Origin of the sequence: Streptomyces sp. NPDC005017 (assembly GCF_042873115.1) — a bacterium.
Classification (GTDB): Bacteria; Actinomycetota; Actinomycetes; order Streptomycetales; family Streptomycetaceae; genus Streptomyces.
The window spans coordinates 44,952-68,611 of the sequence record NZ_JBIALD010000030.1 but is presented as its reverse complement, the minus strand read 5'-3'; the positions used below and the strand labels follow the sequence as shown (position 1 = coordinate 68,611).

22 protein-coding genes, 2 tRNA genes and 1 pseudogene are annotated in these 23,660 nt (G+C 71.4%); 17 read left to right on the top strand and 8 right to left on the bottom strand.

Annotation, left to right across the window (positions count from 1 at the left end; genetic code table 11):
- Positions 1 to 42 precede the first annotated feature (42 nt).
- The 4 genes from ACFYR0_RS32635 to ACFYR0_RS32620 all read left to right on the top strand — a co-directional run bounded on the left by ACFYR0_RS32635 (position 43) and on the right by ACFYR0_RS32620 (position 1,536).
- On the top strand, positions 43 to 330 hold the full coding sequence (locus tag ACFYR0_RS32635) for a hypothetical protein (RefSeq protein ID WP_389336304.1): 288 nt from the start codon (positions 43 to 45) through the stop codon (positions 328 to 330).
- A 173-nt stretch (positions 331 to 503) separates the two neighbouring features.
- Complete coding sequence (locus tag ACFYR0_RS32630; protein ID WP_005480495.1) at positions 504 to 872, top strand: WhiB family transcriptional regulator; 369 nt, start codon at positions 504 to 506, stop codon at positions 870 to 872.
- Positions 869 to 1,192: a hypothetical protein gene (locus ACFYR0_RS32625; protein ID WP_389336242.1), complete on the top strand. Its 324-nt coding sequence runs from the start codon at positions 869 to 871 to the stop codon at positions 1,190 to 1,192. The genes ACFYR0_RS32630 and ACFYR0_RS32625 overlap by 4 nt, the downstream gene beginning before the upstream one ends.
- Before the next feature lie 134 nt (positions 1,193 to 1,326).
- Positions 1,327 to 1,536 carry a hypothetical protein gene (locus ACFYR0_RS32620; protein WP_389336239.1) on the top strand — a complete coding sequence of 70 codons (210 nt, stop codon included), beginning with the start codon at positions 1,327 to 1,329 and terminating at the stop codon, positions 1,534 to 1,536.
- A gap of 13 nt (positions 1,537 to 1,549) precedes the next feature.
- On the opposite strand, the gene ACFYR0_RS32615 is transcribed toward ACFYR0_RS32620, so the two are convergent.
- Both ACFYR0_RS32615 and ACFYR0_RS32610 read right to left on the bottom strand, forming a co-directional pair.
- Entirely contained in the window at positions 1,550 to 2,950 is a 1,401-nt protein-coding gene (locus tag ACFYR0_RS32615; RefSeq protein WP_389336236.1) for an ABC1 kinase family protein, read from the bottom strand.
- Positions 2,943 to 4,181, bottom strand: coding sequence for a TOMM precursor leader peptide-binding protein (locus ACFYR0_RS32610; protein ID WP_389336233.1), 1,239 nt, complete (start codon positions 4,179 to 4,181; stop codon positions 2,943 to 2,945). Before ACFYR0_RS32610 ends, ACFYR0_RS32615 begins: the two co-directional genes overlap by 8 nt.
- Positions 4,182 to 4,438: 257 nt before the next feature.
- On the opposite strand from ACFYR0_RS32610, the gene ACFYR0_RS32605 reads away from it, so the two are divergent.
- The 4 genes from ACFYR0_RS32605 (at position 4,439) to ACFYR0_RS32590 (ending at position 8,322) form a co-directional block, all read left to right on the top strand.
- Positions 4,439 to 5,035, top strand: a complete 597-nt coding sequence (locus tag ACFYR0_RS32605) for a M48 family metallopeptidase (protein ID WP_389336230.1) — start codon at positions 4,439 to 4,441, stop codon at positions 5,033 to 5,035.
- 131 nt (positions 5,036 to 5,166) lie between these two features.
- Positions 5,167 to 6,858, top strand: coding sequence for a TerD family protein (locus ACFYR0_RS32600; RefSeq protein ID WP_389336227.1), 1,692 nt, complete (start codon positions 5,167 to 5,169; stop codon positions 6,856 to 6,858).
- Positions 6,859 to 6,871: 13 nt separating this feature from the next.
- A complete protein-coding gene (locus ACFYR0_RS32595) occupies positions 6,872 to 7,552 on the top strand; it encodes an AIM24 family protein (RefSeq protein ID WP_386378874.1) in 681 nt (226 codons plus the stop codon).
- Positions 7,553 to 7,566: 14 nt separating this feature from the next.
- Positions 7,567 to 8,322 (top strand): AIM24 family protein, encoded by a 756-nt coding sequence (locus tag ACFYR0_RS32590; RefSeq protein WP_389336223.1) that lies wholly within the window; start codon positions 7,567 to 7,569, stop codon positions 8,320 to 8,322.
- 106 nt (positions 8,323 to 8,428) lie between these two features.
- Here the strand turns inward: ACFYR0_RS32590 and ACFYR0_RS32585 are convergent, their stop codons facing one another.
- Complete coding sequence (locus tag ACFYR0_RS32585) at positions 8,429 to 8,950, bottom strand: NUDIX hydrolase (RefSeq protein ID WP_389336220.1); 522 nt, start codon at positions 8,948 to 8,950, stop codon at positions 8,429 to 8,431.
- Positions 8,947 to 10,395, bottom strand: a complete 1,449-nt coding sequence (locus ACFYR0_RS32580) for a zinc-dependent metalloprotease (RefSeq protein WP_389336217.1) — start codon at positions 10,393 to 10,395, stop codon at positions 8,947 to 8,949. The genes ACFYR0_RS32585 and ACFYR0_RS32580 overlap by 4 nt, the downstream gene beginning before the upstream one ends.
- Before the next feature lie 192 nt (positions 10,396 to 10,587).
- Here ACFYR0_RS32580 and ACFYR0_RS32575 point away from each other — a divergent pair, with 192 nt between their 5' ends.
- From ACFYR0_RS32575 to ACFYR0_RS32560, 4 genes are all read left to right on the top strand, one after another.
- Entirely contained in the window at positions 10,588 to 11,700 is a 1,113-nt protein-coding gene (locus ACFYR0_RS32575) for an SDR family oxidoreductase (RefSeq protein WP_389336214.1), read from the top strand.
- A gap of 370 nt (positions 11,701 to 12,070) precedes the next feature.
- Positions 12,071 to 12,532, top strand: coding sequence for a molybdenum cofactor biosynthesis protein MoaE (locus ACFYR0_RS32570; protein ID WP_389336211.1), 462 nt, complete (start codon positions 12,071 to 12,073; stop codon positions 12,530 to 12,532).
- A gap of 129 nt (positions 12,533 to 12,661) precedes the next feature.
- Positions 12,662 to 12,826, top strand: coding sequence for a hypothetical protein (locus tag ACFYR0_RS32565; RefSeq protein WP_389336208.1), 165 nt, complete (start codon positions 12,662 to 12,664; stop codon positions 12,824 to 12,826).
- Positions 12,827 to 12,874: 48 nt separating this feature from the next.
- Complete coding sequence (locus ACFYR0_RS32560) at positions 12,875 to 13,969, top strand: PDZ domain-containing protein (protein ID WP_389336205.1); 1,095 nt, start codon at positions 12,875 to 12,877, stop codon at positions 13,967 to 13,969.
- 87 nt (positions 13,970 to 14,056) lie between these two features.
- On the opposite strand, the gene ACFYR0_RS32555 is transcribed toward ACFYR0_RS32560, so the two are convergent.
- A complete protein-coding gene (locus ACFYR0_RS32555) occupies positions 14,057 to 14,599 on the bottom strand; it encodes a PPA1309 family protein (RefSeq protein WP_389336202.1) in 543 nt (180 codons plus the stop codon).
- 164 nt (positions 14,600 to 14,763) lie between these two features.
- Between ACFYR0_RS32555 and ACFYR0_RS32550 the strand changes: the two genes are divergently transcribed.
- The 4 genes from ACFYR0_RS32550 to ACFYR0_RS32535 all read left to right on the top strand — a co-directional run bounded on the left by ACFYR0_RS32550 (position 14,764) and on the right by ACFYR0_RS32535 (position 20,432).
- Positions 14,764 to 17,727 carry a UPF0182 family protein gene (locus tag ACFYR0_RS32550; protein ID WP_389336301.1) on the top strand — a complete coding sequence of 988 codons (2,964 nt, stop codon included), beginning with the start codon at positions 14,764 to 14,766 and terminating at the stop codon, positions 17,725 to 17,727.
- Between the two features lie 56 nt (positions 17,728 to 17,783).
- Positions 17,784 to 17,857: transfer RNA gene (locus ACFYR0_RS32545), tRNA-Met, on the top strand.
- Between the two features lie 228 nt (positions 17,858 to 18,085).
- On the top strand, positions 18,086 to 19,951 hold the full coding sequence (locus tag ACFYR0_RS32540) for a tetratricopeptide repeat protein (RefSeq protein WP_389336199.1): 1,866 nt from the start codon (positions 18,086 to 18,088) through the stop codon (positions 19,949 to 19,951).
- A gap of 407 nt (positions 19,952 to 20,358) precedes the next feature.
- A tRNA-Met gene (locus tag ACFYR0_RS32535) sits at positions 20,359 to 20,432 on the top strand.
- 131 nt (positions 20,433 to 20,563) lie between these two features.
- Here ACFYR0_RS32535 and ACFYR0_RS32530 read toward each other — a convergent pair.
- Positions 20,564 to 20,980 (bottom strand): Fur family transcriptional regulator, encoded by a 417-nt coding sequence (locus tag ACFYR0_RS32530; RefSeq protein WP_356686356.1) that lies wholly within the window; start codon positions 20,978 to 20,980, stop codon positions 20,564 to 20,566.
- A 224-nt stretch (positions 20,981 to 21,204) separates the two neighbouring features.
- Here ACFYR0_RS32530 and ACFYR0_RS32525 point away from each other — a divergent pair.
- Positions 21,205 to 21,948: pseudogene (locus tag ACFYR0_RS32525) on the top strand (catalase); the annotation flags it as partial.
- Between the two features lie 84 nt (positions 21,949 to 22,032).
- Here the strand turns inward: ACFYR0_RS32525 and ACFYR0_RS32520 are convergent.
- Positions 22,033 to 22,425, bottom strand: coding sequence for a cyclic nucleotide-binding/CBS domain-containing protein (locus ACFYR0_RS32520; RefSeq protein WP_389336196.1), 393 nt, complete (start codon positions 22,423 to 22,425; stop codon positions 22,033 to 22,035).
- Between the two features lie 170 nt (positions 22,426 to 22,595).
- The gene (gene hisN, locus ACFYR0_RS32515; protein ID WP_386378859.1) at positions 22,596 to 23,396 is read right to left on the bottom strand and encodes a histidinol-phosphatase; all 801 of its coding nucleotides are present in this window, start codon (positions 23,394 to 23,396) and stop codon (positions 22,596 to 22,598) included.
- Positions 23,397 to 23,660: the final 264 nt, after the last annotated feature.

The window sequence follows — 23,660 nt, the reverse complement described above, 5'->3', positions numbered from 1 at the left end:
GAGGCGAGTCCAGTGATCAGCATCAAGACCAGCACCGTCAAAATGACCGATCGCTCGGTCGTCGCTTCCCTGTGCATGCTCGGCTCTTCGGACCATGGCACCGGTCTGTCCGGCATTCGTGCCGACCGTCCGGCGTCCTCCCTGTCTCTCGCGGGCCTTCCCGTCCGTGAGCGCAATGAGCGACCGACCCAGGCACTGGAAGCGGCAGTAGTGGCAGGGGCCCAGGCCTATGCCTTTACGGCTACCGGTGCCGGATTCCGGAAGCAGACGACGCAGCACCACCTGATGTGGGCCTTCCGTGGGCCAGAACCCTGGAGTGATCCAGCCTGATCGCCGATCAGGCCGGCGCCTTCAGGGCCGCGGAACCCCATCCGGGATCCGCGGCCCTTCTGTTTTCCCCGAACGGGGAGGCAGAGCGAAGGGGCCTCGGGACAAGAAAAGATCCGGGCACCAGCCGCCCCCGGCCCTACAGGGCCGGAACGACCAGACGAGGAAGACGAACCGTGCAACTCGAAGCGCACGCCCCGTCCGTACCGCCTTCCGAAACGATCCCCCCGCCCGGCCTCACGGAGGACTCCACCTTGACCCCGCTCACCGCGCTCACCGCGCTCGACGACGCCATCGAGAACCTCGGCGTACCCGTCCCGTGCCGTTCCTACGACCCCGAGGTGTTCTTCGCGGAGTCCCCGGCGGACGTCGAGTACGCCAAGTCCCTGTGCCGTACCTGCCCGCTGATGGAGGCCTGCCTCGCCGGCGCGAAGGAGCGGCGTGAGCCGTGGGGCGTCTGGGGTGGCGAGCTGTTCGTCCAGGGTGTCGTCGTGGCCCGCAAGCGGCCGCGTGGCCGCCCGCGCAAGAACCCGGTCACGGCATGAACACCGCAGGAACCATCGACCGTCCTTTCACGCACGACCCCAAGAAGCAGGCCCCGATGAAGCCGTCCACCAGCGAGCCCAGCGGCTCCGCGTTCGAAGACATCACCACCACCCGCGCGACCGGTTCGCGCCAGAACAGGACCCGTGAGATGCAACTCATCCCAGAAGCCCTGGCACGTGCGCATATGCACGACCGCCTGCGTGAGGCGCAGCAGGAGCGCCGCGCACTGAACGTGGCGACCGCTCGCCGTATGCAGCGCCGTGCCGAGCGTGCGTCGCTGCGCGCCCGGCGCGCGCTGGCGATCGCCGTCATGCAGTAATCACCACCACCTGAAGCGGTGGTCTCCCGGCCGGGAGGCGAGGACTTCACGCGGGGGCCGGTCCGTCCGAACGGACCGGCCCTCGCGGTGCGTTGTGCCGGGATAACGGACGATTGTGGAGATATCGTCGGCAGGTGACGAGTCTTCCCGCAGGCGGGGACGACGGCGGCTCCGCCGCGGACCCCGAGAACCTTGTGTGTGCCCGCTGCGGCACTCCGGCCCGGGCGCCGCAGCCGACCTGGACCTGCTCCGTGGAGAACAGTGTCCGACGCTACTTCTGCGACCGGTGCTCGCGGGAGAACCTACGGGCGATCGAGGGGCGCTTGGACTCGAACTGGTGGTAGCTCCGGACGGCCCTCAGGCCTCTGCCACCGCCGCCTCCTCGTCGTCCTCGGGGCAGTCCTCCTCCAGAGCGGCCTCGTCGAAGTCCTCCACGAACCCCGGCAGCCACTCCGCCAGTTCCTCCCGCAGCCGTACCGTCGCGCCCAGCTGGCACAGCACACCGATGGTGCTCAGGGTCACGCGGTGTATCAGCAGGTAGGCCGGCGGCAGGTTGAGCCGGCGGCCCAGCTGGTGGGCGGGGGAGCGGGGGTCGGCGACCCGGGCGGCCTGGCTGCGCATCCAGCCACGGGTGAAGGTGAACTCCTCCACGCGGGCCGGCTCGATGATCGGCAGCAGATAGTCGAGGACCGCGTCGGGTTCGAGGTCGATCGACTCCTTGACGAACCCCTCGGTGCACAGCAGCTCGTAGACCGCCTCCGCCTCGCCGTCCAGGGTCATCCGCAGCGAGTGCCCGATCGGGGAGGGCAGCCCGCCGGGGAGCCGGTCGACGGTGCCGAAGTCGAGCACGCCGAGACGCCAGTCGTCCTCGCCCTCGGGGCCGCCGGGCAGCAGACGGAAGTTGCCGGGATGCGGGTCGGCGTGCAGCAGGCCGGTGCGGGCCGGGCCGGAGAACAGGAAACGGGCCAGCAGCTGCCCGGCCCGGTCGCGCTGCTCCTCGGTGCCGTCGGAGATGATCTCCGACAGCGGGACGCCCTCGATCCACTCGGTGACCAGGATCTGGTCGCACTGGTGGACCACCGCGGGCACGACCACGTCCGGGTCGTCCGCGAACTCCGCGGCGTGCGCCTGCTGGGCCTGGGCCTCCAGGGCGTAGTCGAGCTCCTCGGTGACCCGGTCGCGCAGCTCCGTGATCAGCGGCTTGATGTCCATGCCCGGCACGAGCGGCCCCAACAGGCGGGCGAAACGGCTCAGTTGGGTCAGGTCCGAGAGCAGGGCCTCTCCGGCGCCCGGGTACTGGACCTTGACCGCGACCTCACGGCCGTCGTGCCACACAGCCCGGTGCACCTGGCCGATCGAGGCGGCGGCGGCCGGCTTGTCCTCGAACTCCAGGAACAGCTCGCGCCAGTCCTCGCCCAGCCGCTCCCCGAGCACCGCGTGCACGGTGCGTGTCGGCATCGGCGGCGCCGCCTCCTGGAGCTTGGTCAGGGCCGCCCGGTAGGGGCCCGCGATCTCCTCGGGCAGCGCCGACTCGAAGACGGACAGTGCCTGCCCGAACTTCATCGCGCCGCCCTTGAGCTCGCCGAGCACCTTGAACAACTGCTCCGCGGTGCGCTGCTGAAGTTCGCGGCCGACGATCTCCGCGGACTCGCCGACGATCCGCTTGCCCAGCCCCCAGGTGGCCCGTCCGGCGAAGCCGAGCGGAAGCGCGGCGAGTTTGGCGGTCCGGGTGACCGCTTTCCGGGGAAGATCAGACATGCGCCCTCCAAATGCCGACCGGCCGTGCCACGCCCGTCGTTCGGTCCGACTCCGTTGACGACCGTCGCACTGCCATTCTCTCGTGCCGACCCCCGGTCTCCGAGGTGTGTTCCTCATTACCTTCGCCGTCAGCACGGTCTGTTTCGCGTGTGCCGGCCCCGCACGGGCATTCCGGGTGCGCCAGGACGGGGCGCGCGTGCCAGTGGAGCGTGGGCAGCGAGGCCTCCCAGCGGGCCCCCGCGCTGGACGGGGTCCGGCCGTCCAGGAAGGCCAGCGCGTGGGCCGCGGCCAGGCCCGCGACGGTGGTGGCCAGCGACAGATCGCAGGCGGGTGCCCGGCGGGGCCGGCCCGAGTGCCACTGGGCGACCAGCCGGGGCCAGGTCGGGTCCCGGTCGGTGCGGGTGCGGTGCAGACATCCGGCGCAGCCGGTGGCGCCGGGCAGCACCAGCGGGCCGACGACACCCGTCGCCTCCACCACACCGGCGTACAGATGCGGAATGCCCGAGGCCAGCAGGGACTCCGTGGCGGACGGAAGGGGCGCGTGGACGGCGGCGTCGTCGCGGGGGGCGATGATCACCAGGGACAGACCCCGCTCGGGCTCCTGGAGGGGAGAACGGGGGCCACGGCGCGGCGGGCGGCCCGGCGCGGCCTCGCGCACGGCACGCCGGGCGGCCTCCTCCCTGCGCTCACCGACCATGTCGGCGGGCAGACCGCCCGGGGAGACGTCCCCCGGCTCGACCGTGCCGACGTCACGCACCTCCACCTCGCCTACGCCCGCTCCGGACAGTAGCGAGGCGACCAGCGCGCCCACCCGGCCCGCTCCCAGGACCCGCACCCGCAGGGCGCCGCGGGCGGCGAGCAGCCCCATGGCCTCACCGGGCGCGGACGTGGTCAGCGACAGCGAGGCCAGATCGGGCCGCAGCCGGTCGAGGACCTCCCGCTTGGCGCGCAGCGCGTCGGCGGCCGGTCCGCCGCCCTGGGAGTCGTCGAGCACCCCCGCTCGCGCCAGGCCCTGGACCAGGGCGTCCACCTGGCCGTCGGCCAGGTCCATACGGCCGCCCTCCTCGCGCAGCAGCGGCAGCCCGCGGGTGCCGTCGAGGAGGTCCAGGAAGCTCCCCGACGCCGTGTCCATGGGACCCAGCGTCATCGCGTGCGCCGGCGTCATGCCGAACTGCACGGTGTTCAGGTCGCGCCAGCCGCGCCGCAGCGCGGGTTTCACCATCGGATGCATGACAGGCCCCCGTAGCCCCGGAAACGTTCGGTGGAACCGGCGGAGCGGGAGCGTGGGGTCTGCCCGCCCCGTCGGCGAATGCCAGCATGCCGGGCCCGCTCCGAGCGCCCCGAAAGTTGTCCACAGGTGACGGAGAGTTGTCGTACGAGCAGCTCGTCGTACACATCCGCTCGGTGCGTCAAGCGCCGGACGCGGGATCTCCGCGGAAACGGTCCGGAGTCGGGACTTCCCCCGTGTGCAGCGGGTAACGTCGGGGCGTGCCCGCCGACCCCCTGCAAAGCGCCGGAACGCCACAGCGCCGCACGACGAGCCAGCCGCCCGGCGGCTCGGGGACGAGCGCGATCGAGGTCCGCAGGAGTACCCGCAGACGAAGGACGGTCTCCGCGTACCGCGAGGGTGATCGCACCGTCGTGCTCATCCCCGCCCGGATGTCCGAGGCGGAGGAGCGACGCTGGGTGGGCGTCATGCTCGACAAACTGGCCGCCCAGGAGAGCCGCCGGGTCCTCGGCGACCACGAACTCGCCGAACGCGCCGCGCGGCTGTCGGCACAGTACTTCCAGGGGCGCGCCCGGCCCGCCTCGGTGCGCTGGGTCACCAACCAGAACACCCGCTGGGGCTCGTGCACCCCCGCCGAGGGCAGCATCCGTCTGTCGCACCGGCTCCAGGGGATGCCCGAGTACGTCGTCGACTACGTCCTGCTGCACGAACTCGCCCATCTGCTCGTGCCCGGCCACGGCCCCGGCTTCTGGCGGCTGCTGGAGGCCTATCCGCGCACCGAGCGGGCCCGCGGCTATCTCGAAGGAGTCGTCGCGGCCGACCGGCTGCCCCATCTGCCGGGCGCGCGCGGAGATTGACCCGCCGCGCGCGGGAGGTCGGACGTGCGCTGCGGTTGTGTACCGGGTCTGTACCGACATCGTGCGCTGTCCGAGTTTGCCGTTAGCCTGGCGCGACGCACTCACTTCGGGATGGGGGACGGTCGTTACGCATGGCCAGGGAATTCCAACGCGGCCACAAGGCCAGGATCAGTGACCTCACCGCGGGCACGGATCTGTACGTAGGCGTGCAGATCTCCGGCCCCGGACTGACCTTCGACATCAGCTGCTTCGGTCTGGACGCCGACGAGCGGCTCTCGGACGACCGGTACTTCGTCTTCTTCAACCAGCCGAAGTCCCCCGAGGAGTCGATCCAGCTCCTCGGCGCCCAGGCGGGCGACACGGAGTCCTTCCGGATCACGCTCGACCGCATCCCGGCGAACATCCACAAGCTCGCCTTCACGGCGACCATCGACGGCGCCGGCCAGATGTCGCAGGTCGCCCCCGGCTATCTGCGCATCGTCGCGGGCGGCGAGGAGGTGGCGCGCTACGCCTTCAACGGCTCGGAGTTCTCCACCGAGCGCGCCGTGATGCTGGGTGACTTCTACCTGAAGGACGTCTGGCGGTTCGCCGCCGTCGGTCAGGGCTTCGACGGCGGCCTCGAGGCGCTGCTGAAGAACTTCGGCGGCGAGGTGATGGAGGAGGAGACGCCCGCACCGCAGGCGCCCCCGGCCCAGGGCGCCACACCCGGCTTCGCACCGCCCGCGTTCGGCGCGCCGGCCGCTCCCGCCCCCGCCCCGCAGCCCTCCTTCGGCGCCCCCACCGCGCCCCCGGCACCGGCTCCCCAGCCCGCCGCGCAGGGCTTCGCGCCGCCGCCCGGAGCCACGCCGCCTCCGGCGCCGGCCCCCCAGGTGCACACCGCGCCGACCATCGTCGCGCCCCTGCACACCCCGCCCGGCGGCACCGTTCCGCCGCCGCCCCCGGCGCCCTACGGCCAGCCGCCCCAGCCGCAGCAGCCCTACGGCCAGCCGCCCCAGCCCGGGTACGGCCAGCCGATGCCCGGCCAGACCCCGCCCCCGCCGCCGGGCTACGGCCAGCCGCCGCAGCCGCCCGGCTACGGCCAGCAGCCCCCCGGCTACGGGCAGGCCCCCGTCGCCGGCCAGCAGGCGCCCTACGGAGCCCCCCAGGGCGTCCCGCAGGGAGCCCCCGGTGTGGCGGGCGCGCTCCAGCAGTTCCGGGAGACGCCGACCGGCCAGCGCTGGACGCCGCAGAACAAGAAGATGGTCCGCGTCGACCTCGGCATCGGCGGCCAGCCGGTGCTCGCCCGCCAGGGCAGCATGGTCCTGTACCAGGGCAAGGTGGACTTCAGCTACAAGGGCGCGGGCTTCGCGGGCAGGATCACCGGCAACGCGACCGGCCAGGAGATGCAGCTGATGCGCTGCACCGGCCAGGGCCAGGTCTTCTTCGCCGAGAACTCCACGATGCTGCACCCCATCGAGCTCCAGGGCGACGGCATCTGCGTCTCCGCGGAGAACGTCCTCGCCTTCGACGAGAGCCTCCAGCACGAGGTCCGCCGCATCGAGGGACACGGCATCCCCGGCGGCGCGCTGTTCACGATGCAGTTCACCGGCACCGGCACGATCATCGTCAAGACCCACGGCACACCCGTCGTCCTGCCGGTCACCCCGACGACGTTCGCCGACTGCAACGCGGTCGTCGCCTGGTCCGCCGCCGCCCAGGTGGTCGTCTCCAGCCAGGTCCGTATGCGCCGCAACGCCTACCCCGGCGACACCGGCGAGAGCACCAACCTGCAGTTCCGGGGCGCGCCCGGCAACTTCATCGTCGTCCAGCCGTACGAGATCTGAGGGAGAGCCCGACATGAACCAGCCGCTCGCGGGCTTCGCTCCCGCGCCGGTGACCGCCCGCATGGAGAACCACGGCAACCACATGCTGAAGGTCGCCATGCAGACCGGGCACGACCTCCTCGCGCGTGTGGGCTCGATGGTCGCCTACGAGGGCTTCGTGCAGTACGAGCCCAACCCGCCCGCCGTCCGCCAGGTCGCCCGCGACTGGGCGACCGGTGAGGGCGCGCCGCTGATGAAGTGCTCCGGCGACGGTCTGCTCTACCTGGCCGACTACGGCGCCAACGTGGTCGTGATCAACCTCAACGGCGACGGGATCTCCGTCAACGCCACCAACCTGCTGGCCTTCGACGCGCACCTGACCTGGGGCGTGGAGCGGGTCAAGGGGCTGGCGAAGTTCGCGGGCCAGGGCCTGTGGAACACCAAGATCTCCGGCCAGGGCTGGGTCGCCCTGACCTCGCGCGGCAAGCCGATCGTCGTCGACTGCGGCGGCGGCGAGGACGAGACGTACGTCGACCCGGACGCGCTCGTGGCCTGGTCGCCCAACCTCAAGGTCAAGGGCAAGCGCAGCTTCAAGGCGCAGTCGCTGATCGGCCGGGGCAGCGGCGAGGCCTACCAGATGGCCTTCTCCGGCCAGGGCATCGTCGTCGTCCAGCCCAGCGAGGACAGCACCGACCGTCTCCGGTTCCGGGGCTGAGGGGGAGCACCACCATGCAGAGTCCGCTTTTCGCCTACAACGACCAGCAGACCCAGGACCGCTGGGCGCTGCAGAACAAGCAGATGCTCCGCGTGACCCTGGAGGGCCACGACGACATCCTCGCCCGCAAGGGCACGATGGTCGCCTACCAGGGCATGGTCGAGTTCGACGCCGAGTTCGAGAACAACAGCCAGCGCCGGTCGCGCGCCCACACGGGCGAGGGCCTGGACCTGATGCGCTGCCACGGGCAGGGCACGGTCTACCTCGCCAACCTCAAGCAGCACGTCCACCTCATGGACGTGGACCAGGACGGGCTCACCGTCGACTCCAGCTATGTGCTGGCGATGGACTCCAGCCTGCACCACGAGGTGATCGCCGTCGACAGCCAGTACGGCATCTCCGGCTCCGGGAAGTACCAGCTCAACATCACGGGCCGCGGCAAGGTCGCCCTGATGACCTCCGGTGCCCCGCTGCTCATGCAGGTCACCCCGGACAAGTACGTCAACTGCGACGCCGACGCGATCGTCGCCTGGTCTACCTCGCTGCGGGTGCAGATGCAGGCCCAGACGCACTCATCGGGCGTGTGGCGCCGGCGCGGCAACACGGGTGAGGGCTGGGAGCTCAGCTTCATGGGCAGCGGCTACGCCCTGGTCCAGCCCAGCGAGCTGCTGCCGCCGCAGAACGCCCAGATCGGCCAGGGCCTCGCCGCCCAGTACGGCATGGGCCAGCAGGGGGCCCGCGGCCAGAACCAGGGCAACGTCTGGAGCTGACCGTCCGGAGAACAGACGTAAGGGGTGGCCTCCGGGAGGCCACCCCTTACGCGTTCCCGGCCGGGCGTTCGTCGTCCTGCCTTCGTCCTACGTTCGTTCTACGGGTTCACAACCGGGCGCGGGTCGCCTCGAGCAGCTGGACCACCGAGCCGTCCGCCACACCGGCCACCTCGTCGTACGCGAACCAGCGCAGGTCGAGCGACTCGTCACTGATCGTCTCGGCAGCCCCGGCCGGGGCCAGCGCGGCGTACTGGACGTCGAAGTGCCAGTTGCAGGGCGGCGGGATGGGGTGCCGGTCCAGGCGCACCGGGCCGCCCGGCAGCAGCGTCAGGCCCGCTATGCCCGACTCCTCGGTGGCCTCGCGCAGGGCGGCGGCCTCCACGGTCGGGTCACCCGGCTCGCAGTGCCCGCCCATCTGGAGCCACATGCCGAGCTTCTTGTGCAGGGTCAGCAGCACGCGTCCGCGCGAGGGATCGATCACCAGGGCGCTTGCGGTGAGGTGGCCCGCCTCGCAGGCCTTCCACATGCCGTCCGGGTGGGCGGCGAGCTGGTCCAGGTAGGCCTGGCACAGCTCCGGCTGGTCCTCGTAGCCCTTCAGCACGAGGACCGCGTCGTCGTACAGGCTCACTCGGTGTCGTCGCCCTTGCTGTCGTCGCTCTCGCTGTCGTCGTCCTTCTTGCGCAGGTCCGGCTTCCCGGCGGAGCCGCCCGCAGCCTCGCCGAGCATCTTGTCCAGCTCGGAGAAGTCCAGGTGCTCGCGGTGCACGAAGCCGTCCGGGTCGTCCAGATCGGAGGCCGTGGGCAGCATGTCCGGGTGGGCCCACAGGGCGTCACGGCCGTCCACCCCGCGCGCGTCCGTCAGGGACGCCCACAGGCGGGACGCGTCGCGCAGCCGACGCGGGCGCAGCTCCAGGCCGATCAGCGTGGCGAACGTCTGCTCGGCCGGACCGCCGGTGGCGCGGCGCCGGCGCAGGGTCTCGCGCAGCGCGTCGGCGGACGACAGACGCGGCTTGGCGGCGGCGTGCACCACCGCGTCCACCCAGCCCTCCACCAGCGCCAGAGCCGTCTCAAGGCGGGCCAGCGCGGCCTTCTGCTCCGGCGTGTCCTCCGGCTGGAACATGCCCTGCTGGAGCGCCTGCTGGAGCTCCTCGGGGTTCTGCGGGTCGAACTGGCCGACCACGTCCTCCAGCTTGGCGGTGTCGACCTTGATCCCGCGCGCGTAACCCTCCACCGCGCCGAACAGGTGCGAGCGCAGCCACGGCACGTGCGCGAAGAGACGCTGGTGGGCGGCCTCGCGCAGGGCGAGATACAGCCGCACCTCCTCCTTAGGGACGCCCAGGTCCTTGCCGAACGCCTCGATGTTCACCGGCAGCAGCGCGGCCTTGCCGGCCGGGCCGAGCGGCAGGCCGACATCGGTCGAACCGACGACCTCGCCCGCCAGCACGCCCACGGCCTGTCCGATCTGGGTGCCGAACATCGCGCCGCCCATCGAGCGCATCATGCCGATCAGCGGGCCGGCCATGGCCTGCATCTCCTCCGGCAGGATGTCGCCCATGGCACCGCCGACGCGCTCGGCGACCGGGTCGACCAGCTCCTTCCAGGCGGGCAGGGTGGCCTCGACCCATTCGGCACGGCTCCACGCCAGGGCGGTGCCCGCGCCGGACGGCAGCGAGGTGGCGTCGTCCAGCCACAGGTCCGCCAGACGCACGGCCTCCTCGACCGCGGTCCGCTCGGCGGGGCCGACGCTCGCGTCCTTCACGCCGTCCGAAGTCCCCTGGGAGACCGTCTGACGGGCGATCTGCTTGGCCATGTCCCAGTTCACCGGGCCGCCCTCGTAGGAGAGCATCTGGCCCAGCTGCTGGAACGCGGCCCCCAGGTCGGTGGGGTTCAGCGAACCGAACATGGCAGCGAGCGGATTGTCCGCGCCGCCCATGCCTCCGGCTCCGGGCAGCCCGAAACCGAACGGGTTGGCCGGTCCCTGACCACCACCGCTCTGCTGGTCCTTCTTCTCGCCCTCGTCGCCGTCCTCCGGCTCCTCCGGCGGAAGGCCGAATCCGAATGGGGTGTCACTCACGGGATTCCTCGGCTGGTAAGGCCATCGGTTCTTTCCCGACGGCACGACTGCCCGACAACACCACCCAGCGTAGACACCGCGGGCGGTTGGGGCCTCGGTGCTTCGCCGACAGAAGGCCTGCGGCAGGATGGATGCCAGCTGGTACGACGCGTCACTCGCGCCCGTATTGAAGACAACCGCTGGAGACACCCGGTGAGTTCCCCAGACCCGCAGGTTCGCGCAGCGCGAAACCTCTCAACCTCTCCCGCCGCGCGCGGGCCCGTCGTCGCGGTCACCGGCGCCGCGTCCGGCGTGGGCGCCATGCTGACCGAGCGGCTCGCCGCGTCGGAGGAGATCAAGCAGGTCATCGCCATCGACGAGCGGCGCGGGCCGTGCGCGGAGGCCCAGTGGCACATCCTCGACGTGCGCGACCCGGCGATCGCGGACAAGCTGCGGGGCGCCGACGTGGTGGTGCACCTGGCGCTCGACCTGGACCTGGAGACGGACCCGGCCGCCCGGACGGCGTACAACGTGCGCGGTACGCAGACCGTGCTGACCGCGGCCGCGGCGGCGGGGGTGCACCGGGTCGTGCTGTGCACCTCCTCGATGGTCTACGGCGCCCTTGAGGACAACGAGCTGCCGCTGTCCGAGGACGCCGAGCTGCGGGCCACCGCGGAGGCGACCGGTGTCGGGGACCTGCTGGAGATCGAGCGGCTCGCGCGCCGCGCGCCCCGCGCGCACCCCGGCCTGAACGTCACCGTCGTACGCCCCGCGATCCTGGTCGGCGGCACGGACACCGCGCTGACCAGGTACTTCGAGTCGCCGCGGCTGCTCGTGGTGGCCGGGTCGCGGCCGGTCTGGCAGTTCTGCCACGTCGAGGATCTGTGCAGCGCCCTGGAGTACACCGTCCTGGAGAAGGCGGACGGGGAGCTCGCCGTCGGCTGCGACGGCTGGCTGGAGCAGGAGGAGGTCGAGGAGCTCAGCGGCATCCGGCGCATGGAGCTGCCGTCGGCGGTCGCCCTGGGCGCCGCGGCCCGGCTGCACCGCATCGGCCTCACGCCGTCGCCCGCCGGTGACCTCGCGTACACGATGTACCCCTGGGTGGTGAGCGGCAGCCGGCTGCACGACGCCGGGTGGCGGCCGCAGTGGACCAACGAGGAGGTCCTCGCCGAGCTGCTGGAGGAGGTGTCCGGCCGCCACACCGTCGCCGGCCGCCGACTGGGCCGCAAGGACGCGACAGCCGCGGGCGCGGCGGGCGCGACGGTCGCCCTCCTGGGCGCGGCAGCGGTCGTACGCCGGGCCCGAAAGGCCCGCCGCAGAATCTGACCCACCCCAAGAGGCGCGGGGAACGGGGCGGACACCCCACCACATCCCGCACCCACCCACGGCCGCGGCCCCCTTCAAGGGGCGCGGGGAACGGCGCGGACACCCCGCGACAACCCGCACCCACCCATAGCCCCGGGCACCCCTCAAGGGGCGCGGGGAACGGCGCGGACACCCCGCGACAACTCGCACCCACCCACCGCCCCAGGCCACCCCCAAGGGGCGCGGGAAACTGCGCGACCGCCTCCACCACCCGCACACACCCACACCCCACCCCCACAACCCCCTCCCGTACGTACCTCCAACCCCCCCACCCACCCCCCAGCGGATAGCCGCATTCACGCCCCCCACCCCCGTGGGGCACGATGGACGCATGGCAGCCATGAACGACCACCCCGGCGAGCAGTCCGCCCAGGACCCCATCAAGCTGATCGGCATCAGGCAGACCCCGCTCTCCGTGGACGAGGTCTTCGCCGCGGTGGGCGACGCCGCGGCCGGCGGCACGGCCCTGTTCGTGGGAACCGTGCGCAACCACGACGGCGGCGCGGACGTGGACGAGCTGGGCTATTCCTGCCACCCCTCCGCGGAGGCGGAGATGCGCAGGATCGCCGAGAAGGTCGCGGCCGAGTACCCCGTACGCGCCCTCGCCGCCGTGCACCGCGTCGGCGACCTCCAGGTCGGCGACCTCGCCGTGGTCGTCGCCGTGTCCTGCCCGCACCGCGGCGAGGCCTTCGAGGCGTGCCGGAAGCTGATCGACGATCTCAAGCACGAGGTGCCGATCTGGAAGCACCAGAAGTTCTCCGACGGCACCGAGGAGTGGGTCGGGGCCTGCTGAGCCCCGTGACTCCTGTCACCCGGTGGATCCCCGGTTGCGTAACCCCACCCCTGCCGTGAGCGTTGTCAGTGCGGAAGATTAATCTGCTGATCGGTAAGTCGCGCACGGGTGTGGGGTTGGGAGGTCGGCATGGCGGCACTCGCCTGGTTGCTGATTCCGCTGGTGGCCGCGATCGGCGCCAGCCTGTGGGGCAGCTGGGCCAACCGGACCCGCAGAACACGCAGTGACGGCCCCGAGCTCGACGGGTACGCCCGCTTCCGCGCGGCCATGGAGAAGTCCCACACGGGCGGCTGACCGCGGCCCTGACGGTGCTCCGACAGGCTCGTCACGTACTGTCTTGGCATGCCACGCCGCACCGCGACGATGCTCGCCTCGACCCTGATGCTGATCGCGCTCCTGTGTGCGGGAGTGCTCATCAAAGTGCCGTACTCGGAGATGTCCCCGGGTCCCACGGTGAACACCCTCGGCGATCACGACGGCGAGCCGGTGCTGCAGATCTCGGGCCGCAAGACCTACCCGACGACCGGCAACCTCAACATGACCACCGTCCGCGTCACCAGCGCCGACTACCGCATGAACCTGGTCGAGGCGGTCTACGGCTGGCTCGCGCACGACAACAAGGTCGTGCCGCACGACACGCTCTACCCGGACGGCAAGACCGAGGAGCAGTCGACCCAGGAGAACGCGGAGGAGTTCAGCCAGTCCCAGGAGAGCGCCAAGGTCGCCGCCCTGAAGGAGCTGGACGTCCTGGTGAAGTCCTGGGTGGTCGTCGCGACGGTCGTGAAGGACTCGCCGGCCGAGGGGGCGCTGCACGCCGGTGACGTGATCAAGGCGGTGGACGGTACGGCGGTGAAGCAGCCGGGCGACGTGGCGGAACTGGTGACCAGGCACAAGGCGGGCGAGGACGTGGTCTTCACCATCGTGCCCGCCAAGGAGCAGGCCGCCGCGGAGAAGGAGAAGCGGACGCCGACGGAGACCAAGAAGGTCACGATCACCACGGCGACCTCCGCCGACGACGGCGAGAAGCGCGCGATCGTCGGCATCTCCGCCGGGACCGACCACACCTTCCCGTTCGCCATCGACATCAAGCTCGCCGACGTCGGCGGCCCCAGCGCCGGCCTCATGTTCGCGCTCGGCATCTACGACAAGCTGACGCCGGGCAGTCTCACCGGCGGCCGGTTCGTGGCGGGCACCGGCACCATCGACGACGACGGCAAGGTCGGTCCGATCGGTGGCATCGAGATGAAGACGGTGGGCGCCCGCGACAAGGGCGCGAAGTACTTCCTGACGCCCGCCGACAACTGCGCCTCGGCCGCCAAGGACGTCCCCTCGGGGCTGACCCTGGTGAAGGTGGACACCATCGGCGACGCCCTGGACGCCCTGGAGGACATCCGCTCCGGCGACACCGACGCCCTGCCGGAGTGCACGACCGGCTGACCGCGGACGGACAACGCCGGGGGCGCCCCTGAAACAGGGGCGCCCCCGGCGTCCTTCCGCCGCGGCGCGGCGTACGACGGCCCGCGCTCAGTCCTCGAACGTCGCCGCGAGTGCCTCCGCGAGCCCCGGCACCAGATCGGGCCCGGTCAGCACCTCGGTCGGGGTGTCCTTCTCGCGCAGCCGCAGCGCCGAGTCGCGTGAGCCGTCACGCAGCACCGCGACCGTCATCCGGACCTCCTGGCGCTCGGGGTGGCCTGCCACCCACTTCGCCAGCTGGGCCTCGCCGAGATTGTCCGGAACCTGGGCCTCCGCGGACGGGGGCAGCATCAGCCGCTCCACGGTGAGCGCGCAGCCGGCCACGGCGTCGGGCCAGGCGATGGTGCCGAGGAACTCGTCGAGCGCCTTGTCCGTTGGAATCTCGTCCTGCTCGATCGGGGTGAGACCGGTGGTCTCCGGCTCGTCCCCGAGGCCGAGCTGCTGCGCCAGCGCGGGCTCCTGGGTCCGCAGCCGCGTGGTGTCTACAAGGGCGAAGAGGCGGGCCGGCTGGTCCCAGCCGAGGCCGGAGGCGTACTCGTCGATCTCGAGTACGGCCCGGGTGAGCGGGCTCGCCGCCATGGGTGTGTTGGACATGGTCACAATCCTGCCTGGTTCGTGACCTGAATCGGGAACCGAGTAAAGCGTGAGTAAGTTGCATAGGTGTGGGCCTACGATCACGGGGCCCGACCGACGGCCATCCGACCCGGGGGCCTGACCGACCAACAGCGAACTTCGAGGTGCGCACCTTGGCTTTCCAGATGCCGGACCGCGGCGGAGGCCCGACGGGGCCACGGATCAGAGTGGGCCGCCCGTCCCGGCGTGTCCGGACCCTGCTCATGACACTGGGCGTCCTTGCCGTGCTCGGCATGACGTTCACCATGTTCGCGGGCTTCTGGACGGACTGGCTCTGGTACCGGTCGGTCAACTACTCGTCCGTCTTCACCACCACGCTGTCGACCAAGATCGGGCTGTTCTTCGTCTTCGGCCTGCTGATGGCTCTCGCGGTCGGCTTCAACATCTGGCTGGCCCACCGGCTGCGCCCGCCGCTGAGCGCCATGTCCATGGAGCAGCAGAGCCTGGACCGCTACCGGATGGGGATCGCGCCCTACAAGAAGTGGCTGCTGCTCGCGGTCACCGCCCTGGTGGGCCTGATCGCCGGAGCGTCCGCCTCCGGCCAGTGGCGGACCTGGCTGATGTGGGTCAACGGCGTCTCCTTCGGCACGAAGGACCCGCAGTTCCACCTCGACGTGTCGTTCTACGCCTTCGACCTGCCCTGGTACCGCTTCCTGCTGGGCTTCGGCTTCGCCGCGACGATCCTCTCCCTGATCGCCGCCACGCTGACCCACTACCTGTACGGCGGGCTGCGCATCACCAGCCCGGGAGCGCGCGCCACGGCCGCGGCCACCGGCCATCTCTCGGTGCTGCTGGGCGTGTTCGTCGCCCTGAAGGCCGTCGCGTACTGGCTCGACCGGTACGGCCTGGCGGTGAAGTCCAGCGACTTCAAGGCCACGGACAACTGGACCGGCCTGCGCTACGTCGACGCGAACGCCTATCTGCCGGCCAAGACGATCCTGTTCTGCATCGCGGTCATCTGCGCGCTGCTGTTCTTCGCCACCCTGTGGCGGCGCACCTGGCAGCTGCCGGTGATCGGCTTCGGCCTGATGGTCCTGTCGGCGATCCTCATCGGCGGCCTGTACCCGGCGATCGTCCAGAAGTTCCAGGTCCAGCCGAACGAGCAGGCCAAGGAAGCGCCCTACGTCGAGAAGAACCTCAAGGCGACGCGTGAGGCGTACGGCATCGACGGCGCCCAGGTCACGGACTACTCGGGCAAGGGCAACACCGCGGACCAGTCCAAGCTGCGCGACGACGTCGACGCCACGGCCAGCATCCGCATCATGGACCCGAACATCGTCTCGCCGACGTTCCAGCAGCTCCAGCAGATGCGTAAGTACTACGCGTTCCCGACCAACCTGGACGTCGACCGCTACAACGACAAGGGCACCGACCAGGACACGGTCATCGGTCTGCGTGAGCTGAACCTGAGCGGCGTGGACAAGCAGAACTGGATCAACAACCACTTCCGCTACACGCACGGCTACGGCGTGGTCGCCGCCAAGGGCACCACCGCCGACGTCGACGGCCGCCCGGTCTTCACCGAGTCCGACCTGCCCTCCAAGGGCGACCTCGGCACGTACGAGCAGCGCGTGTACTACGGCGAGAAGACCAACACGTACTCGATCGTCGGCGGTCCCCAGAAGGAGATCGACTACTCCGACGACAGCGGCGAGAAGACGTACAGCTACAAGGCCAAGAGCGGCGTCAACCTCTCCAACCCGCTCAACCGGGCCGCGTACGCGGTGGCGTTCAGCGAGCCGCAGATCCTGTACTCCGGGGCCATCGGCGAGGGTTCGCGCATCCTCTACAACCGCACGCCGAAGGACCGTGTCGAGGCCGTCGCCCCGTGGCTGACCATCGACGGCGACGCCTACCCGGCGGTCGTGGGCGGCAAGATCCAGTGGATCGTCGACGCCTACACCACCACCAACGGCTACCCGTACGCCTCGCGTACGACGCTCGGTGACACCACGGCCGACTCGCTGACCGCGACGAACAACTCGCGCGCGGTGGTGGCGCAGCAGAACCAGGTCAACTACATCCGCAACTCGGTGAAGGCGACCGTCGACGCGTACACCGGCGAGGTCAAGCTCTACCAGTGGGACACCGAGGACCCGGTCCTGAAGACCTGGATGAAGGCGTTCCCCGACACGGTCGAGCCCAAGACCGCCATCTCGCAGGACCTGATGGCGCATCTGCGGTACCCGCAGGATCTGTTCAAGGTCCAGCGCGAACTGCTCGCCCGCTACCACGTCAAGGACGCCGACACCTTCCTCAGCGGCAGCGAGGTGTGGCAGGTGCCGGACGACCCGACCAACAAGTCGGGCAACGCGGTTCCGCCGTACTACCTCAGCATGAAGATGCCGGACCAGCAGGCGCAGGCGTTCTCGCTGACGACGACGTTCACGCCCAACGGGCGCGACAACCTCAGTGCGTTCATGGCGGTCGACGCCGAGGCCGGCACCGGCGACTACGGCAAGATCAGAATCCTGAAACTGCCGACGAGCACCACGGTCGACGGACCGAAGCAGGTGCAGAGCCAGTTCAACTCCGAACAGGACATCGCCGAGTCGATCAGGCTGCTGAGAGGCGGCGACTCCGAGGTCGAGTACGGCAACCTGCTGACGGTGCCGCTGGACGGCGGACTGCTCTACGTCGAACCCGTCTACGTACGCGGTGGCGGACTGAAGTACCCGCTGCTGCGCAAGGTGCTGGTGACCTACGGCGGCCAGACGGCCTTCGAGGACACGCTCGACGCGGCCCTCAACAAGGTGTTCGGCGCGGAGGGTTCGACGCCCGAGCCGCCGGACGAGGGCGGTGACGACACCGGGCAGCCGCCGACGTCGAAGAACCCGACGGTCCAGCAGGCGCTGAACGACGCCCAGAAGGCCTTCGACGAGGGTCAGGAAGCCCTCAAGAACGGCGACTGGGAGGCGTACGGCAAGGCGCAGGCGGATCTGGAGGCGGCCCTCAAGCGCGCCGAGGAGGCCCAGTCCAAGGCCGGCGGCGGCGCCACGAGCAGCCCGAGCCCGACCGGCAGCCCCAAGCCCTCCGGCAGTCCCAGCCCGGCGGGCAGTCCGAAGCCCACGAGCAGTCCAAGCGGCTGAGCAGGGCATTGAGGGAAGAGCCCGTCCCGCGTCGTGATACGGTTGCACCACAACGACGCGGGGTGGAGCAGCTCGGTAGCTCGCTGGGCTCATAACCCAGAGGTCGCAGGTTCAAATCCTGTCCCCGCTACTGAAGTCGACGGTATGACGTCGACGGGCGAAGGCCCGGATCCGATACAGGATCCGGGCCTTCGTGGTGTGCGAACGCATGTGCAGGTGCCGGGGGATCGTCGCGCCGCCGTGGGGAGTTGGGCGAACTGTGTTTGACTTGTCTCTCTGTGGGCATGTCGACAAAACGCTGAAGTGACCTCACGGGCTGCGGTATACCGGGTGTACCCAGGTTGCAGGTGGTGCGACGATGGACGTTATGGGGGACAAGGCAACTCTGTTGGAGACAGGGCGATTTGTGCAGCCTTCCGGCCGCGTGGAACCCAGCCCGGACCGGGACGAAACGGGCGACGCGGCGGAGGAGGCGCAGCACCTGATCGCCGCGGAGGCGGGGGACGTCGAGGCGATGAGCGTCCTCGGGGCCATGCTGCTGCGCCGCGGTGACCTCGACGGAGCCGAGCCCCATCTGCGTGCCGCGACCGCCGCCGGCGACCGCGCCGCGGCCAACAACCTCGGTGTCCTGCTGCATCAGCGCGGCTACGCCGACGAGGCCGCCGGATGGTGGCGGATCGCCGCCGTCGCCGGGTCCGCGCCCGCCGCGCACGCGCTGGGCCGACACCACCGTGAGCGCGGCGACGAACCCGCCGCCGAGTACTGGCTGCGCCAGGCCGCCGAGCAGGACCACGCCCTCGGTGCCTACGCGCTCGCCGATCTGCTCGAGCACCGCGGGGACGCCGGTGCCGAGCGGTGGCTTCGCGCCGCCGCCGAGCGCGGGCACCGGGAGGCGGCATACCGCCTGGCCAGGGCGCTCGACCGCAAGGCGGCGCCCGAGGGGGAAGCCGGGTCCGACAACGGTGTCATGACGGGTGTCTCCGGTGAGCCCGGCGGTTCCGAGGTGTCCGGGGTCTGCGCGGAGGAGGCCGAGCAGTGGTACCGGCAGGCCGCCGCGCGCGGGCACCGACGGGCCGCGCTGCACCTCGGCGCGATCCTCGAGCGGCGCGGTGACCTGAAGGAGGCGGGGCGCTGGTACCTGACCTCCGCCAAGGACGGCGAGGCACGGGCCGCCTGCGCGCTGGGCTTCCTGCTGCGCGACGCCGGGGACACCGAGAGCGCCGCCGTGTGGTGGCTGCGCGCCGCGCAGGACGGCGACGGCAACGCGGCGAACGCGCTGGGCGCGCTGCACGCCGAGCGGGGTGAGCCGCAGACGGCCGAGCGGTGGTACCGGGCCGCGATGGACGCGGGCGATGTGAACGGGGCGTACAACCTCGGGCTGCTCTGCGCCGAGCAGGGCCGCGTCCCGCAGGCCGAGCAGTGGTACCGGCGGGCGGCCTACGCCGGGCACCGGGAGGCCGCCAACGCGCTGGCCGTCCTGCTGCTCCAGGGCAGTGACCAGACGGGCGCGGAGCCGTGGTTCTCCAAGGCCGCGGAGGCCGGCAGCGTGGACGCCGCGTTCAATCTCGGCATCCTCTACGCCGGGCGGGGCGAGGACGTGACGGCCCTTCGCTGGTACGAGCGGGCGGCGGCCGCCGGGCACACCGAGGCCGCGCTCCAGGTCGGGATCGCGCGGCTGCGTGACGGTGAGGAGCAGGAGGCCGAGCGGCATCTGCGGTGCGCCGCGGGCGGGGGCAGCGCGGAGGGTGCCTATCGGCTGGCCGCGCTGCTGGACGCGCGTCGGCCGCCCGTGTCCGCGCATGAGCTCGGGGAGCCGGTGCGGGAGCGGTCGGAGTGCGAGGAGTGGTACGAGCGGGCCGCCTCCCAGGGGCATCGGCGGGCCCAGGTGCGGGTCGGGATGCTGGCCGCGGCGCGGGGCGATGTCGTCGAGGCGGCGCGGTGGTACCGGTCCGCGGCGGAGGCCGGGTCCCGGAACGGGGCGTTCAACCTCGGGCTGCTGCTGGCGCGGGAGGGCAGTGAGCCGGAGGCTGCGGTGTGGTGGACGCGGGCGGCTGACGCCGGTCATGGCCGGGCGGCGTTGCGGCTGGCCCTCGTCTATGCGCGTCGCGGTGAGCTCGCGGAGGGGCAGCGGTGGGCCGACCGTGCGGTGTCCCTCGGACCCGCGGAGGTCGCGGAGCGGGCGGCGCGGTTGCGGGACGCCCTGCGCGAGGAACTCTCGGCGTAGGTCTTCATGGGCCGGGGGTTCCTGAAGCGCCCTTTCGGGGGCGCGGGGAACGGCGCGAACAGCCCGCCGCGGCCCGCGCCCGCCCACCGGCGTCAGGGCCTACGATGCCGCCGCGCCGCCCCTGAAGGCGGTGCCCAGCTCGGTGGTGCGAGGTGCCTCCCCCGGAGGGGGGACCCCCAGCGCCCACCCGTGCCGCCCTTGACGGCACGCATGCCCGCGGCGGCGGGGCGCGGGGAACAGCGCGACCAGCCCGCCGCGGCCCGCACTCGCCCACCGGCGTCAGGGTCTACGGCGCTGCCGTGCCGTCCCTGGCGGCACGCATGCCCGCGGTGGCGGTGGGTCCTGCGTGCCTCCATGGAATGGATTTGCTTCTGTGTGCGGCCCTGACGTAGTGTTCTGTTCACCGACGCGGGGTGGAGCAGCTCGGTAGCTCGCTGGGCTCATAACCCAGAGGTCGCAGGTTCAAATCCTGTCCCCGCTACTGAAGGCCGAGGGCCGGAATCCGAAAGGGTTCCGGCCCTCGGTGTTTGCTGAGCCTGTGTGCGGCGTACGCACATGAGAAAAGGCCCCCGGAGCCGGGGGCCTTTTCTCATGCGGCGGTGGTGGTGAGCGTCACGCCTTGGCGCAGTCCGGGCACACGCCCCGGTACGTGACCTCGACGTCCGAGACCGTGAAGCCGAAGCGCTCGGTGTCGGGGAGGTCGGCGAGCGGGTTGCCCGAGGGGTGGACGTCCCGGATCGCGCCGCACCGGGCGCAGACCAGGTGGTGGTGCGGACGGTGCGCGTTGGGGTCGTACCGCTTGGCGCGGCGGTCGGTCGAGACCTCCAGCACCTCACCGAGGGTGACCAGCTCGCCCAGCGTGTTGTAGACGGTCGCCCGGGAGATCTCCGGCAGCCGTGTCACCGCGCGCGCGTGGACCTCGTCGGCCGTCAGATGGACGTGCTCGCCGTCCAGGACCTCGGCCACGACACGACGCTGCGCGGTCATCCGCCATCCGCGTCCGCGCAGCCGCTCAAGAAGGTCGCTCATGGAATCAGCCTAACAGCTAGACGGACCAGGTCGCGACCGGGTGTGAAGTTAGAGCATTACCTGACTTGGACTTAGTCCAATATGGGATCGGGAACGGCTTTGGTCAAGGGGCAGGACAAGCGCGACATGGCGCAGGAGACCCACGTGACTCAGGGACCGCTTACGACCGAGGCCGGTGCCCCGGTGACCGACAACCGGAACGGCGAGACCGCCGGTGCCGGCGGCCCGACTCGCACCAGCACGACCTGCGCCGGGCGATCGAGCGCGGGGAGTACCCGAGCTGGACCGCGCGGGTGCGGATCATGCCCGCGGCGGACGCGGCGACGTACCGCTTCAACCCGTTCGACCTCACCAAGGTGTGGCCGCACGAGGACCACCCGCCCGTCGAGATCGGCAGGCTGGAGCTCGACCGCAATCCGCGCAACGTCTTCGCCGAGGTCGAGCAGAGCGTCTTCTCGCCCGCCCGCCTCGTGCCGGGCATCGGTCCGTCGCCCGACGAGACGCTCCAGGGACGGCTGTTCGCGTACGGCGACGTCCACCGCTACCGCATCGGCATCAACGCCGACCACCTGCCGGTGAACCGTCCGCACGCCACCGAGGCGCGCCCCAACTCCCGTGACGGGTATCTGTACGACGGCCGCCACGACGACGCGAAGAACTACGGGCCGAACAGCTTCGGCGGCCGGCGGCAGACCGGACGTCCGCTGGGGCGGCCGGTCACGGTGAGCGGCGCCACCGGCGACCATCCGGCTCCCGTGCGCGCCGAGGACGACGACTTCGTCCAGGCGGGCACGCCCTACCGGCTGATGGCCGAGGGCGAGCGGGAGCGGCTGGTCGCGAACCTGGCGGGCGCGATGGCCGGCGTCACGCGCGACGACATCGTCGAGCGGGCGATCGGCGACTTCCGCATGGCGGACGAGGACTTCGGCAAGCGGCTCCGCGCCGCGGTCGAGGCCCTGCGCGGCTGACGCCACCGCCGCTCGGTGCCGGGGCGGGCCGGACCTCCTCGTGGAGGCCCGGCCCGTTCTGGCCGTACGGGTGGACGGGACGGGTCAGGCGGGGACCTGCTGCCGGGCCGGTACCCAGCAGCGGATGATGTCGCGGACCGAGACGATGCCGGCCGGGCCGTCCTCGTCGAGCACGATCAGATGGCGGAAGCCGCCGTGTGTCATGGCTCGGGCCGCCTCCTCCAGCGTCCAGGCCGGTGCGGCGAAGACGACGTCGGTGGTCGTGTGGTCGTGGGCGCGTTCGGTGTCCGGGTTCTGGCCCAGGCCGAGGGAGTTGAGGACGTCGCGTTCGGTCAGGATGCCGATGCCGTCGGCATCGGGGTCGAGCACCACGGCCGCGCCCACCCGGCGGGCGGACATGAGAGCGGCGGCCTGACGAAGGGTGTGGTTGGGGCCGATGGTGAGGACCATCGTGCTCATGGCGTCACGGACGAGCATGGGCTTGAGCCACCTCCTGGAGTGTCCCGCCCCTTGTTCATCGATTCACAAGTTCACAAATGGGGGGACTTTCAGGGTGGCAGGTCAAGAACGGGTCAACAAGGGGGCGCACGCGGCCGTTTGACGGCGCGTGGCGGATACTCCGCTTCCTGTCCGCGCGGCTCGAGTTCTTATCCGCGCGGGTCGAGATACCCCAGCAGTTCGTCGTGCAGCAGACCGTTGGACGCGGCCGCGTTGCCGCTGTGCGGGCCGGGCCGGCCGTCGAGTCCGGTGAACGTGCCGCCGGCCTCCGTCACCACGATCGCGTTGGCCGCCATGTCCCAGAGCGAGAGTTCCGGTTCGGCGCAGATGTCCACCGAGCCCTCGGCGACCATCATGTACGGCCAGAAGTCGCCGTACGCGCGCGTGCGCCAGACCTCGCGGGTGAGGTCCAGGAAGCCGTCGAGGCGGCCCTGCTCCTCCCAGCCGGAGAGCGAGGAGTACGCGAACGAGGCGTCCGCGAGGCCGGAGACGCCCGAGACGTGGATACGGGTGGCGGAGGCCAGGCTGCGGCCGGTGTACGCGCCGTGGCCCTTCGCGGCCCACCAGCGGCGGCCGAGGGCGGGGGCGGAGACCAGGCCCACGACGGGCTGGTAGCCGCCCTCGGCGGCCTCCATCAGGGAGATCAGGGTCGCCCAGACGGGGACGCCGCGGACGTAGTTCTTGGTGCCGTCGATCGGGTCGATCACCCAGCGGCGGGGGCCGGTGCCCTCCAGGCCGTACTCCTCGCCGAGGATCGCGTCCCTCGGGCGGGCGCGCTGCAACTGGCCGCGGATCAGTTCCTCGGCGGCCTTGTCCGCTTCGCTCACCGGGGTCATGTCCGGCTTGGTCTCGACCTTGAGGTCGAGTGCCTTGAAGCGGTCCATCGTAGCCGCGTCTGCCGCGTCCGCGAGGACGTGGGCGAGGCGGAGGTCGTCGAGGTAATCGGCCATGTGGGGAACCGTATCCGGCGTGACGGTGCGGGGGCCACCGGGGGGCGGGGTGGTGCGCAGCGCCCTGGGGGCGCGGGGAACTGCGCGATCGGCCATCGGCGGCCCGCACCCGGCATACGACCGTGACCACCCTGCGGAGGCCGGCGGCCCGGGGCGCTGGGGCGGCGTCGCCCTGGGGGCGCGGGGAACTGCGCGATCGGCCATCGGCGGCCCGCACCCGGCATACGACCGTGACCACCCTGCGGAGGCCGGCGGCCCGGGGCG

Bases quoted from the DNA above. Each gene is read 5' to 3' on its own strand.
- ACFYR0_RS32610 (WP_389336233.1), bottom strand. From the start codon at position 4,181: ATGCATCCGATGGTGAAACCCGCGCTGCGGCGCGGCTGGCGCGACCTG.
- ACFYR0_RS32565 (WP_389336208.1), top strand. From the start codon at position 12,662: ATGGCGGCACTCGCCTGGTTGCTGATTCCGCTGGTGGCCGCGATCGGC.
- ACFYR0_RS32520 (WP_389336196.1), bottom strand. From the start codon at position 22,425: ATGCTCGTCCGTGACGCCATGAGCACGATGGTCCTCACCATCGGCCCC.
- ACFYR0_RS32530 (WP_356686356.1), bottom strand. From the start codon at position 20,980: ATGAGCGACCTTCTTGAGCGGCTGCGCGGACGCGGATGGCGGATGACC.
- ACFYR0_RS32635 (WP_389336304.1), top strand. From the start codon at position 43: ATGACCGATCGCTCGGTCGTCGCTTCCCTGTGCATGCTCGGCTCTTCG.
- ACFYR0_RS32540 (WP_389336199.1), top strand. From the start codon at position 18,086: ATGGACGTTATGGGGGACAAGGCAACTCTGTTGGAGACAGGGCGATTT.
- ACFYR0_RS32555 (WP_389336202.1), bottom strand. From the start codon at position 14,599: ATGTCCAACACACCCATGGCGGCGAGCCCGCTCACCCGGGCCGTACTC.
- ACFYR0_RS32595 (WP_386378874.1), top strand. From the start codon at position 6,872: ATGAACCAGCCGCTCGCGGGCTTCGCTCCCGCGCCGGTGACCGCCCGC.
- ACFYR0_RS32550 (WP_389336301.1), top strand. From the start codon at position 14,764: ATGCCGGACCGCGGCGGAGGCCCGACGGGGCCACGGATCAGAGTGGGC.
- ACFYR0_RS32590 (WP_389336223.1), top strand. From the start codon at position 7,567: ATGCAGAGTCCGCTTTTCGCCTACAACGACCAGCAGACCCAGGACCGC.
- ACFYR0_RS32570 (WP_389336211.1), top strand. From the start codon at position 12,071: ATGGCAGCCATGAACGACCACCCCGGCGAGCAGTCCGCCCAGGACCCC.
- ACFYR0_RS32615 (WP_389336236.1), bottom strand. From the start codon at position 2,950: ATGTCTGATCTTCCCCGGAAAGCGGTCACCCGGACCGCCAAACTCGCC.
- ACFYR0_RS32560 (WP_389336205.1), top strand. From the start codon at position 12,875: ATGCCACGCCGCACCGCGACGATGCTCGCCTCGACCCTGATGCTGATC.
- ACFYR0_RS32625 (WP_389336242.1), top strand. From the start codon at position 869: ATGAACACCGCAGGAACCATCGACCGTCCTTTCACGCACGACCCCAAG.
- hisN (WP_386378859.1), bottom strand. From the start codon at position 23,396: ATGGCCGATTACCTCGACGACCTCCGCCTCGCCCACGTCCTCGCGGAC.
- ACFYR0_RS32600 (WP_389336227.1), top strand. From the start codon at position 5,167: ATGGCCAGGGAATTCCAACGCGGCCACAAGGCCAGGATCAGTGACCTC.